At 42.1% G+C, this 12,987-nt stretch carries 14 protein-coding genes; all 14 read right to left on the reverse strand.

The window, feature by feature from the left end:
* Positions 1-17 precede the first annotated feature (17 nt).
* Entirely contained in the window at positions 18-863 is an 846-nt protein-coding gene (gene murI, locus AC1RM2_RS24240) for a glutamate racemase (protein WP_492987694.1), read from the reverse strand.
* A 65-nt stretch (positions 864-928) separates the two neighbouring features.
* Entirely contained in the window at positions 929-1,441 is a 513-nt protein-coding gene (locus tag AC1RM2_RS24245; protein ID WP_492987695.1) for an OmpH/Skp family outer membrane protein, read from the reverse strand.
* A gap of 55 nt (positions 1,442-1,496) precedes the next feature.
* On the reverse strand, positions 1,497-2,027 hold the full coding sequence (locus AC1RM2_RS24250; protein ID WP_492987696.1) for an OmpH/Skp family outer membrane protein: 531 nt from the start codon (positions 2,025-2,027) through the stop codon (positions 1,497-1,499).
* A 15-nt stretch (positions 2,028-2,042) separates the two neighbouring features.
* Complete coding sequence (bamA, locus tag AC1RM2_RS24255; RefSeq protein ID WP_492987697.1) at positions 2,043-4,595, reverse strand: outer membrane protein assembly factor BamA; 2,553 nt, start codon at positions 4,593-4,595, stop codon at positions 2,043-2,045.
* 63 nt (positions 4,596-4,658) lie between these two features.
* Entirely contained in the window at positions 4,659-5,399 is a 741-nt protein-coding gene (uppS, locus tag AC1RM2_RS24260) for an undecaprenyl pyrophosphate synthase (RefSeq protein WP_477355683.1), read from the reverse strand.
* Positions 5,400-5,798: 399 nt separating this feature from the next.
* A complete protein-coding gene (locus AC1RM2_RS24265) occupies positions 5,799-6,320 on the reverse strand; it encodes an ExbD/TolR family protein (protein WP_492987698.1) in 522 nt (173 codons plus the stop codon).
* A 128-nt stretch (positions 6,321-6,448) separates the two neighbouring features.
* The gene (porG, locus tag AC1RM2_RS24270) at positions 6,449-7,237 is read right to left on the reverse strand and encodes a type IX secretion system protein PorG (RefSeq protein ID WP_492987699.1); all 789 of its coding nucleotides are present in this window, start codon (positions 7,235-7,237) and stop codon (positions 6,449-6,451) included.
* Between the two features lie 9 nt (positions 7,238-7,246).
* Positions 7,247-8,128 (reverse strand): NAD kinase, encoded by an 882-nt coding sequence (locus tag AC1RM2_RS24275; protein ID WP_492987701.1) that lies wholly within the window; start codon positions 8,126-8,128, stop codon positions 7,247-7,249.
* Positions 8,129-8,255: 127 nt separating this feature from the next.
* On the reverse strand, positions 8,256-8,918 hold the full coding sequence (locus tag AC1RM2_RS24280) for a CBS domain-containing protein (protein ID WP_492987702.1): 663 nt from the start codon (positions 8,916-8,918) through the stop codon (positions 8,256-8,258).
* A 2-nt stretch (positions 8,919-8,920) separates the two neighbouring features.
* On the reverse strand, positions 8,921-9,682 hold the full coding sequence (locus AC1RM2_RS24285) for an alpha/beta fold hydrolase (protein WP_492987703.1): 762 nt from the start codon (positions 9,680-9,682) through the stop codon (positions 8,921-8,923).
* 160 nt (positions 9,683-9,842) lie between these two features.
* On the reverse strand, positions 9,843-10,292 hold the full coding sequence (locus AC1RM2_RS24290; protein WP_492987704.1) for a GatB/YqeY domain-containing protein: 450 nt from the start codon (positions 10,290-10,292) through the stop codon (positions 9,843-9,845).
* 181 nt (positions 10,293-10,473) lie between these two features.
* A complete protein-coding gene (locus AC1RM2_RS24295; protein ID WP_492987705.1) occupies positions 10,474-11,232 on the reverse strand; it encodes an SDR family oxidoreductase in 759 nt (252 codons plus the stop codon).
* 116 nt (positions 11,233-11,348) lie between these two features.
* Positions 11,349-12,083 carry a type IX secretion/gliding motility protein PorT/SprT gene (gene porT, locus AC1RM2_RS24300; RefSeq protein WP_492987706.1) on the reverse strand — a complete coding sequence of 245 codons (735 nt, stop codon included), beginning with the start codon at positions 12,081-12,083 and terminating at the stop codon, positions 11,349-11,351.
* Entirely contained in the window at positions 12,080-12,811 is a 732-nt protein-coding gene (gene ubiE / locus AC1RM2_RS24305; RefSeq protein WP_492987707.1) for a bifunctional demethylmenaquinone methyltransferase/2-methoxy-6-polyprenyl-1,4-benzoquinol methylase UbiE, read from the reverse strand. The genes porT and ubiE overlap by 4 nt, the downstream gene beginning before the upstream one ends.
* Positions 12,812-12,987 lie beyond the last annotated feature (176 nt).

A 12,987-nucleotide genomic window follows, 5' to 3' on the forward strand; every position in this document is an offset into this window, starting at 1 on the left:
CTTCAGCCCATACCTGCTCACTTACACGTAACCAAATCATTAGCCGAAATGAAAGTCGATTTCACAGGTTGCGAGAAAAACAACGATGCGTGATGATCAAAATCGGCGGTATCATCTGTGGTGGTATAAAACTGGTTGGTGCCGTTTTTGCTGAGCCTGGTCTCTATTTCGGGATGGCGATGGAGGTAGTCAACCAGGCTTTTGGCTACAATATCGCCCTGGGCAATCACTTTAACATGGGCGGGCAACAACGCTTCAATTTTACCCTGGATAATAGGATAGTGGGTACAGGCTAACAAGATAGTGTCAATAGCCGGCGATTGCGCCATTACTTCGTCAAGGTATAACTTCACAAAATAATCGGCGCCCGGCTGATCATACTCGCCATTCTCTATCAGCGGCACCCAAAGCGGGCAGGCCTGCTGGTAAACTTTCACATCCGGAAAAAAGTTTTGTATTTCGATAAGGTATGAGCCCGACTGTACCGTTCCTTTGGTGCCCAGCACGCCTATTTGTTTGCTTTTGGTGTAATTGCCAATGATTTCGGCAGTAGGCCTTATAACGCCTAATACGCGCTTTGTGGGGTCGGCTTTTTTTAAATCCTGCTGCTGAATGGTGCGCAATGCCTTTGCCGATGCGGTATTGCAGGCCAGCACTACCAGTGGGCAACCCTGTGCAAACATCCATTGCACACACTCCCAGGTATATTCATGAATGGTTTTAAATGAGCGGTTACCATAAGGTGCACGGGCATTGTCGCCCAGGTAAAGATAATCGTAACCAGGCAGCTGGCTGATGATTGATTTAAAAACCGTAAGGCCTCCAAAGCCCGAATCAAAAATACCTATAGGTTGATTGTGCATATACAAACATAAAAAAAGCGCCCCGTAGTACGGAGCGCTTTTTTATAAATGACTAAAGGTTGATATTATTTTAAACCTAATTTCAATTTTACAGCTGCCATTAAATCGTCGGCATCTGGCGATACCAACAGGCTAACCTGTGATGAATCCAATACATAAGCGTAACCTTTTTCTTTGGCAACAGCTTGTACTGCGGCAGTAGCTTTATCAAAAAGTGGTTTGCCTAATTCGTTCTTTTTAGCTTCAACTTTTTGCTGAGCGTCTGTTTGATAATCAGACATGCGTTTTTGCATATCCTGTAACTCGGCACCTTTTTGGCTGCGTACGGCATCGGTCATAGTAGCCTGATTTTTTTGAAAATCGGTACCTTTTGTAGTGTACTCATTGTTCATGTTGGTAAGTACATCAATAAAGGTTTTTTGGTAAGCCTGAATCTGGGCCGAAACGGTTTTGGTTTCGGGCATAGCATCAATAACCGCATTAAAATTAATATGGCCAATTTTGGTCTGCGCATTGGCAAAGTTGCCGGCAAATATCATTCCTACTGCAACTAAAGCAACTTTAAATAGTTTTTTCATTTTTTTCTTGTCCTGTTTTAATAATAGTTTTGTTCTGTTTATTTTACTTTTAAATTTATTTGGCTAATACGCCGGGCTTAAGCCCTAATTTGGTTATCACCTCTGCACTTTTATCAAACCTTGGGTTTGAGTACAGCATAATTACCTCGCTATTTTTATCAAAAATGATATCTAAATCATTGCTTTCGGCTACTGCCTGTACAGCTTTAGATACTCTATCCTGAATTGGTTTAACCAATGAGGTACTTTTTTGTGAAAGCTCGCCATCAGGTCCAAATTTTTGACGCTGAAAATCTTTGGCTGCTTTTTCCTTATCTACAATTTCGGTCTCGCGGCGTTTTTTCATATCGGCCGTCATCAGCACCTGGTCGGCCTGGTAGGCTTTATATAAACGGTCAATTTCCTGGAAACGGCCATCAACCTCTTTTTGCCATTGATCAGACAAAGCGGCCAATTGTTTTTGCGATGACGCGTATTCGGGCATATGTTTCAATATATAATCCGAATCTACATATGCAACACGTTGTGCATAAGCCCCGGCAAATGCAGTTAACGTTAAAAAGGCTACTAAAATTATCTTTTTCATATATCGCGGTGCAAATTAATTAAATCCGCCGGATAAACTCTGAGAAATTGTAAAATGGAACTGCCCCCTGTTTGCATCAGGCGCGCCCGGTATTTTATCAAATCCATAGCCATAATCTAATCCAAGCAAGCCAAATATAGGTAAAAATATTCTTGCGCCCACACCTACAGAGCGACGTACGTTAAACGGATTGAACTGGCTAAAATTGTTCCAAACGTTTCCACCCTCGGCAAATGCCAACAAAAATATGGTTGCCGACTGGCTGGCGATAACCGGATGGCGCAGCTCCATGGTGTATTTATTATAGATGGTGCTACCTGTATTGCTATTTTGATTTTCGTTTGAACCTTCTGGCACAATCGAAAAGTTTTGGTAACCCCTTAAGCCGATGATCTCGCTACCCTGTAAAAACTGGTAGCTCTGCATACCATCGCCACCCAATTTAAAGCGCTCAAACGGCGACGGGCCTACTTCTTTATTATACATACCCAGGAAGCCAAACCTTACCTGGCTCATCAGCACAAATTTACCCACAATTTTGTTGAACCATTGCGCGTCGTATTTGAATTTATAGTACTCTACAAAGTGGTAACGCTCCTGCGGGGTAGCTACTTTATAGTTCACGTTATTAAACATGGAATATGGAGGAGTAGCCTGTACCGTAAACTTAATGTTTGAACCCTGTGTTGGGAATATAGGCGCATCAATAGAGTTACGTGTTAATTCCTGTGTTAACTTGATGTTGAACGATGTACCATTGCTAAACAGGTAACCGGTATAGTTATCCAGGTTATAGTGGTCAAAGTTTAATGAGTAGTTAAGCTGAAAATAGTTATCAGGCCATTTTAAACGTTTACCCAAAGTAATACCAACACCATTAATACGCAGGTTATTGTAGTAAGGGCTTGTTTTTGCATAGTACTGCCCTGTTGAACTACCTTGTGTATAGGCCGATAAAGCAAAGTAAATTGGTTTTTTACCACCCAACCATGGCTCACTGAATGTGAACGAGAAGTTTTGGTATGTACGGCCGCTTGACTGACCACGTAAGCTTAGTTTTTGCCCATCGCCTTTTGGCAGTGGTTTGTAGGCTTTAAGGTTGAAAATATTACGTAACGAGAAGTTGTTGAATGTAAGCCCCAGTGTACCCACCAGCTGTCCGCCGCCAAAACCACCCGAAAGCTCGATCTGGTCTGAAGGTTTTTCAACTACGTTATAAACAATATCTACCGTGCCATCCTGCGGATTGATGTTGGTTGGCTTAGGCTCGGTCTTCTGCTCGTCAAAGTTACCCAGCTGGCCAATTTCACGTGCACTGCGGATCAATAACTCTTTGTTGAATTTTTGGCCTGGTTTGGTCTGGATTTCGCGTAATACCACTTTATCGTTGGTTACATCATTACCTTTAAGGCTTACACGGTTAATGGTGTACTGCGGACCTTCATAGATACGGATATCCAGGTCGACGGTATCATTATAAACCCTGGTTTGTACCGGATCGGCGTTGAAGGTTAAATAACCATCATTTAAATAGAGCGATGAAACGTCATCATTGCTTGGTGTTGGGCCGCTTAAGCGTTTGTTTAATTCATCTTCGCTAAATACATCGCCTTTTTTAACGTGCAGTATGCGCTCCAATATATCGGCAGAGTATTTGGCGTTACCGCTCCAGGTTACTTTGCCAAAGTAGTATTTAGGGCCTTCGTAAACTTTTATTTTTACGTTAACCGTTTGATCGTCGTGTTTCCAAACAGAATCGCTTACCAGCTCGGCATCGCGATAGCCTTTAGCCTGCATTTTTTCGATAAGGTTTAACTTATCTTCTTCGTACTTATCCTGTTTAAATTTCTTCGATCCGAAAACGTTATACCAGTGCTTTCTGCGGGTTTTGCTTAAATAGCCGCGCAAATCGCCTTGTGAAAAAGCTTTATTCCCTTCAAAAATGACGTCGTTTATTTTAACTTTTGTTTTCTTATCAATTTTAACATCTAATATCACGCTGTTAGCATCTCCCGGATCTTTACGCTGGGTCATGGTAACGGTACAGTTTAAGAACCCTTTTTCGTTAAAATGCTTTTTGATAATGGCCGATGTGGTGCTCAGTAAATTTTCATTTACTATTTTACCCGTTTTATCGGTTAGCTTTTTCTGGATATCTTCTATTTCGCCTTTGCGGATACCTGTAATATGCAGGCGCGACAAACGTGGGCGCTCTACAACAACAATCTCCAGGTACACGGTATCCATATTGATTTTGGTAATATTTAACTGTACATCGTCAAATAAACCCTGCTCGTATAGTTTCTTAATTACTTCGGCATTACGCTCGCCTGGCAGGTTAATACGGTCGCCTTTGGTTAGTTTAGACAGTAATATCAGGTTGTCTTTATCAAGATATTTTACGCCACTTACACTAATACCACCAATAATATAATCGCGCGGATTGAGGTAACTTAAACTATCGGCCGGTATCTGTTTGGTGAGCTGAGGCCTTGGCGCATTTGAAACCTGGGCCAGTACCGCAGTACCAAAAACAGTGAAAAGAATAGCAAAAAGAAATTTATACATTCGAATATTTTAGTGGGCTAAAATTAATTTATACAGTTGTTAAAATTTGTTAAAAGAAAAAATTTAGTTAACCTGCTCACTGGTCTTACCAAAACGGCGTTCGCGTTTTTGATAATCGAGTATAGCTTCGTACAAATCTTCCTTCCTGAAATCGGGCCATAGCTTGGTTGTAAAATACAATTCGGCATAGGCAATTTGCCATAATAAATAGTTGCTTATTCTATACTCGCCACCGGTACGTATCAATAGTTCGGGGTCGGGCATATCGTTGGTAAATAAGTTGCGTTCAAAAACAGCTTCGTTAATATCTTCAATCTCCAGCTCGCCGCTTTTTACCTGCGCCGCTATATTTTTGGCAGCATGTAAAATCTCGCGCCTCGAGCCGTAGCTTAAAGCCAGGGTAAGAATCACTCCGGTGTTATCCTTAGTGGTTTCCATGGCGTTGTTAAGTTCTTTTAAACATTTGGCGGGCAGTAAATCCAGATCGCCAATGGCATTAAGCTTAATGTTGTTTTTCATAAAGCCGGCAATCTCCTTATGGATGGTGCTTACCATTAACTCCATAATAGCCATTACCTCAAACTTAGGGCGGTTCCAGTTTTCTGACGAGAAGGTATATAGTGTGATATATTTTACACCCAGTTTATCGCATCCTTCAACCACATCCCTCACAGATATCACCCCGTTATGGTGACCAAATACGCGTAATTTGCCTTTTTCTTTGGCCCAGCGCCCGTTGCCATCCATAATGATAGCTACGTGCTTAGGTAGTTTCAACAAATCAATCTGATCCAAATATTCCATATTGCTCATTATCAAAAGCCGGTGTTATGGCTATAAAAAAGACATGCTTGTTTTAAATGTCGTCAATGCTATGTCTAATAAATATTTGTTTTTTTAGACTAATCCGCTTTATAAATCAGCCGTCAACAGCCATAGTTAAATGCCACGTTGCCGGTTTTTTCAGGGTACAAAGGTAAAACTTACTTTGTACTTTTTTAGTATGCGGCAATAAAAGATAATGTTATTGTAAATAATGCCTGCAAATGTCATAAAAAACACATAAATGGCATTTTATAAAGCTGTTTATTTTGATCTATAAATCGCCAAAATGCAAAAAAGGGCATCAACAACCGGTTAAATGGTTGCGATGCCCGTCAAAAGGATATGTGTAAGGTTAGGTGGAATTACTTGAATATCATTTTAATAAATACCTTTTTGCTTTAAGGCATCTATATCGGGTGTGGCAATATCAACAATTGCGTATGACGGAATTTGGGTAATATTAAGCTCATCCAGCGTGTTTACCATATTGCTGTAAACCGAATGGTCGCTTGGCTTAACAAGCACAATCATACTTTTACCAGATTTATCGTGTACTTTCTTACTGGTTTCCATTATCGCGTGCCTAAGCCCGTCGTTATTAAAATTGGTAACGGTAGGCGGAATTATCGGGTTTTTCAACTCGCCCAGGTACCACATAACCTGATTGTTTTTACCGAGGCAAATGGTAAGGCTTCGGCTGGCTGGAGTTCCTTCGCGTGGTCCATCCACAGGCATAACTAAATCCATCGCTTTCGGCTTGGCCAAGGTTGTGGTCATAATAAAAAAGGTAATGAGCAGGAAAGCCAGGTCGACCATTGCGGTGAGATCAACCCTGAGGTTTTGTTTTTTGCGCCCGTGGGCTGCGCCTGATTTTTGGGGAGAAGCAGTTAATTCGGCCATGACATTATAGATTAAGGTTAAAATTCAAAACCAGTATTAAATACCGATTTTATTATCAAAACGAACTATAAAATCATTTATTGCACCTTTAGCAAAATTTAATTTGTTAAATATTGTTAAATTAAAATTTAATTTTGAAAATAGCAGCGCTGGGTAACAAAGGTGTAGGAGATGGTAAGCCCAACTATAAAATAACTGTCGCGTGGCTTAAGGTCGCCGCGCTGGGTGCCGGCCGAACCGATATAGATGCCGGTTTTTTCGCCCGACCGATCCGATAACGCGCGGGAAACACCGGTTAATTTGCTTTTATCGGCATAAGTACCGCTTACATCATCAAGATAATCTGTAAAGGTGTAGCGGTAGCCCATATCTGCCGCCAGGCTAAACTTGCCGCCGATATTGTACTTTACACCTATCCCGTACGGAATTACCATGGCGTTATCGCCATACTGGGTTTTCTGGCCCTCGGTTTTCAATTGCCTGAGCGATCCTGTACTGCCGTTATAAGTAGTACGCGGGTCATATGTAGAAATGCCTATACCTGCGTATATAAAAGGCGTAAATTTATTGGGGCCGGCATCGGGTATATATTTCAGGAAATTAAATTCGCCAATAACGGCAAGCTCGATTACACCATCGGTAAAGCTCAGGTTACGGTCGCGAAATTGCTGGCTGGAGGATGTACTGTCGGCCGCGCCAAATTTTGCGTAGCTAAAGTTTAGCTTTGCCGAAAAGTAACCGTCAAAATTACGTTTAACATATAAGCCGGCAGATCCTCCGCTTATTTTAACCGGGTTATCGGGGTTTAAATCGCCAATGTAGCCTGCACCGCCAATAGAGCCGCCTACCTCCCAGGTTTGGGCCTGTACATGATACGAAAATATGAAGAGGAGTGCAAAAAGTACAAATTTGGGCATCAAGCAAAATTAATAATTACGGGCATCCAATCCCCATAATAGTTTGTTTCTTAACGTGGTTAAGTAACTTTCATTATTTAACCTGATTAAATTTAGCTGGAAGTTTGCTTTTTGTACCAGGAATTTCATGGTTTCGTCCATAACAGCCATCCGCGAATCGCATGATACCAGGTATTTGGAGCTGCGGGTTTCCACCTCGAAACATAGCTTACTGTTATCCGGCAATATAATTGGCCGCACGTTAAGGTTATGCGGCGATACCGGGGTAACCACAATACTGTTTGATTGCGGGAATATGATTGGCCCCCCGCAGCTTAGCGAATAAGCGGTTGAGCCGGTAGATGTTGATATAATCAATCCATCGCCCCAGTAGGAGTTTAAAAACTCATCGTTTAAAAACACGTGGGTGATAATCATGGCCGCGTCATCGCGTTTATGAATGGTTACATCATTAAGCGCGAAGTTATCATTACCAAACACGTTTGTTTTTGATTCGATGCTGAGCAGTTCGCGGCAATCCAGCGTAAACTCCCTGTTTACCACGGCGTGTATAGCCGCGTTAATGTCGCTTTTATTTACGCTGGCCAAAAAGCCAAGCCTGCCAAAATTGATACCGATAACGGGGATGCCAGAGTCGCGGATAACGGTTACCATATCCAGTAAGGTGCCATCGCCGCCAAGGGTTATAAAAATATCTATAAAACCCTTTAACGAGTCGGTAGCTTGCAACACATGGTATTTTACCCCGTTTATTTTATCCTGCAGGTACTCATGAAGCTGAAAGTGCACATAAATATCCACATTGTGCAGCGCCAGGTTATCAAACACCTGTTGTATATAAGGTATAACCGAAGGTTCATTAAATGGCCTGCCGTAAACTGCTATCTTCATGCTTTACATTTTGGGTGGTGAATTTGTTCATGGTTCATAGATCATGGTTCATGGTCGGTTTTCAAATGATATCATGTTATACCAATAACTTTCTGCTATGAACTATGAACCATGATCTATGAACCAACTACAAATTGAGGTAATTCATGAGCGAATCGTACCGGTCGCGGGCGTTATCGTTGTTGTCGGTATGGTTAAAGGTTGCTTTGATATCATACTCATAACGCAGGAATGTGGCTACAATAGTTGAAATATCCTGCTTGTTTATTTTTAACGTTACCTCCATCCGGGTTGAATCGGGGAAGGTTTGTACGTATGAACTTAGCACCTGGGCATTATCCGATTCGACAATTTGCGACATGTGTGCCAGGGAATTGTTTTTATTGTTGATCTCGAGCACGATAATACCGCCTGGCTGCGATACCGAGGTAATTTTGGCAAAATATTCGGTAATGGCATTTATAGATATCATCCCGAGGTAATTATGCTTGGCATCAAGCACCGGCACTATGGTAAGCTGGCGTTCATAAAACAGGCGGATAACATCGTAAATATGCTGATCCTCCAACATGTAAGGGTTTACCAGCGATAAGGCCAATGCGCCAACAGGCACCTGGTTATCGCTTTCGTTTACCATATCATCCTCGGCTATAAGGCCCAGAAACTGCTCCTCGTTTACAATTGGCAAATGGCGCACGCGAAACTCCACCATGCGGTCATAAACCTTCTGTATCGGGTCAGAGGTGTGTACCGGCGGTATCGCGTTAGCTATCAACTCAATTGCAACCATGTTTATCCTTTTGTTTTTTCTAAAAATGCGCCCAACAACACGTTAAACTCATCGGGCCGCTCCATCATAGGGGCGTGGCCACATTTATCAAGCCAGTGCAACTCGGCATTGGGCAATAATTCGTTAAACTCCACTGCTACCTCGGGCGGGGTTATTTTATCATCCTTGCCCCATATTAAACAAACCGGCATTTCCATTTTATGCAGGTCTTTTTTCATATTGTGCCTGATGGCCGATTTTGCCATGGCCAGCAGCCTAATAACGCTATGCCTGTCGTTTACTAACCTGTATACGTCATTAACCAGCTCATCTGTTGCAATTGCAGGGTCATAAAATGTATATTGTACTTTTTCTCTTACAAAATCAATACTCTCGCGCCGCGGGAACGAACCCCCAAAAGCATTTTCATATAAACCCGAGCTGCCGGTTAACACCATCGCCTTTATATTTTCGGGATGAGCCAAAACATACACCAAAGCCACGTGCCCGCCAAGCGAATTACCAAGCACCGTGATATTCTCCAGCTTTTTAAACTTGATAAATTTATGCACAAATTTCGACAGGCTTTTAACACCTGTAGTAATAAGCGGCATATCATAAATAGGCAATATAGGTATTAGTACGCGGTATTTTGATTTAAATTGATTAACCACGCCATCCCAATTGCTCAATGAACCCATTAAACCGTGCAGTAGTAACAGCACCTCGCCTTCGCCCTCATCGATGTAACTAAAACCGTGTTCCTCTTTAAGCACGAAATCCATATAAATAATTAGTATTAATTTTCAATTAACTATACCAAAACCCGTTTTAGTATATAAAATGTGTTAATCCGCCGTAAAATTAGTTTACTGCGAACGAGTTTCAACAATTATAGCAATAATTTATTAATGTAGATGTTAACGTTATATTGATTAACCGTTACTATCCTAATAATTGCCTTACAACTTCTGATATAGTTTTACCATCGGCCCGGCCTGCAAGCTCCTTATTGGCCATGCCCATAACGCGGCCTAAATCTTTTGTTGATGTGGCGCCTATACGGCCTATTAATTCTTCTAAATATCCTTCAATTTCAAAACGGGTCATTTGTTGCGGCAAATAAGGCTCAATTACGCGCATTTCTTCCATCTCAATTTCGTACAAATCTTCGCGGTTTTGTGTGCGGTAAATATCTGCCGATTCTTTACGCTGCTTAATCAGTTTTTGCAGCACTTTAATTTCAGCCTCTTCGGTAAGTTCCTCGGCGGCTCCTTTTTCGGTTTTGGCTAATAATAAGGCCGATTTTATAGCCCGCAGCCCCCTTAAACGATCTGGCTGTTTGGCCAGCATGGCCAGTTTTATATCCTGGTCTATTTGTGTGATTAGTGACATTTATTTTGATTTTAGTCCGGAAGTCGGAAAAGACCGAAAGTCCGGAAGATTTATTTGCGTGTTTTAGTCCGGAAGTTGGAAAGACCGAAAGTCCGGAAGATTTATTTACGTATTATAAAGTTATCTTTTGATTTACCTTCGGACTTCCCGACTTCCCGTCTCACTTCCTAAACTTCCCGTCTCACTTCCTAAATATATTCCCGGCCGTGGCTTGTGCTGTTGGCATAATTACCAGGTCGTTGATGTTTACATGGGGCGGGCGCGATGCTACAAACCAAATGGTTTCGGCGATATCCTGTGCTGTTAGCGGTTCAAAGCCATCATATACTTTTTTTGCCCTTTCCTTATCTCCTTTAAAGCGCACTTCCGAAAACTCGGTTTCTACGGCGCCGGGATGCACTGCCGTAACCCTGATTCCGTGCGGCAGCAAATCAATACGCATACCTTTGTTTAGGGCATCAACGGCATGTTTGGTAGCGCAATATACATTACCATTCAGGTAAACTTCTTTGCCTGCTATCGAGCCTAAGTTAATAATATGGCCTTTACCGTTTTCAATCATCCAGTTTGATACGATGCGGCTTACATATAATAAACCTTTAACATTGGTATCAATCATGGTTTCCCAGTCATCAATATTACCGTTTTGTATCGGGTCGAGCCCCTGGCTCAGCCCGGCATTATTAATCAGTACATCAACATTTTTCCATTGGGCGGGTATACCGTCAAGGTTTTCCCGCACCTGGGCACGGTCGCTCACATCAAATGACGATATGGCTATCTCCGTATCATATTTTTTATTTAAATGGCCGGCCAGTTTCTCCAATCTCTCCAGCCTGCGGCCGGTAAGTACCAGGTTATATCCTTCGCGGGCAAATACGTGTGCGCATGCCTCGCCTATGCCCGATGTTGCGCCTGTGATTAATGCAATTTTACTCATAATAGAAGTATAACTATGGCTGCGAAATTATGTTTTTTAGTTTGGATTATTGTCGTGTGTGGGTAAGGATAGTTTTGGGAGCGCGTTGAACATCGGCGAAGACTCACCCGCCGGCGCTACTCAAAAAACAAACTAAACATCACCGTATGTAACGACAACTTACTGATAGGTGCCGAAAATGGGTGATTCTCGGGCACCAGGATATTGCCAAAGGAGTTGGATACTTTGATTTGAGGCGACAGCTTAAAAAACTCGAAATAAATATCGCAGCCCAGGCCGGCTTCGTATGAGCTAAAACCGCCAACGTTTTTTACCATCTTATCTAAGGGATCAAGATTGGTTTCATCCTTTTTGGTGCCGATGGCCTTGGTATATTTTACTCCACCCAAAATATAAGCGCGAAAATCGCCCAGTCTGTCTGATTTTAGCTTGAAAGAAAGGGGTATTTCTACCGAGGTGGTCTGAATTTGCTTTACCTGGTTTTGGTCGGGATTGGCGTAAGTATAACTCAGGTTCCGGTCGGCAAAAACCAAGGATGGGGTTACGCGAACTTCAAAATGTTCGGTTAAGGTGTAGCGGGCTAAAAAGCCAATGGCAAAGCCAGGTTGGCTTTTTGAGCCGATGCTGTTTACCGAGTCGGTGATGTTTTTGTTGGTGGCGGCATCAAAAAAGGGTTTGCGCCAGTCGGGCTTTTTAACTATCCGCAGGTCGCTGCTTACATAGCTAAAACTGAAACCAAAGCTCAGGTCTTGCTGATCGGCACCTCCGCCCCATGCCGGTACATATTGTGCCAGCGAAATTTTGCTGCAAAATAAAAGGCATAAAAGTAAGAGGTACCGGTTTTTGATCATTTAACGCCTGTGTATATCGAACAAATTCCAAACGCCAACGGCCTGTGTTTGGTATTTTTAAAACCTACTTTATCCATTAAAGCCACAAAATTTTTGCCATCGGGGAAAGCGGCAACCGACTCGGGCAGGTAACTATATGCGCGGGAATCTTTGCTGAACAACTTGCCAATACCCGGTGTTATATAATTAAAGTAAAAATTGTACAACTGTTTTACAGGGAATGCCTTTGGTTTTGAAAACTCCAGTACTACTGCTTTACCACCCGGTTTTAAAACCCGTTGAATATCGGCCAGGCCAACTTCCAGGTTCTCGAAATTACGTACGCCGTAAGCTACGGTAACCGCGTCAAATTCATTATCGGTGAATGGCAGTTTCTCCGAATCGCCCAGCTTTACGCCAAATTTATCACCCAGGCCGCGTTTAGCAATTTTTTGCTCCGCGATGTCAAGCATTCCGCGTGAAATATCCACACCAATAATTTTTTCGGGCTTCAGTATCTTCAAAGCCTCAAAGGCAAAATCGCCGGTGCCGGTAGCTACGTCAAGGATCAGTTTGGGCTGATCTTTCTTTAATTCGTTGATAGCCTTTTTACGCCAGATGATATCGATGCCTAAAGACATGAAATGATTCAAAAAATCGTAGGTTTTTGATATATTGTTGAACATATCGGCCACCTGTTCTTTCTTGGTGGTCTGCTCATTATTGTACGGAGTTATGGTTTTGCTCATTTTTATAATGTGCGCAAAGATAGCGATTGTATGTTGATTGATTTTATCTGGTTGGATTAAGTTGACAGGCTTGTGTAAATGTTAAGTCAATTCACTAATTTTAAAAACCAATTTAAGGCTAAGCAAATGCAGCAAGGCTATCCTTTAAAAGGATAACAATTTTTCAAGCTTTCTTT

It is taken from the genome of Mucilaginibacter sp. GW822-FHT03E02, assembly GCF_058801545.1.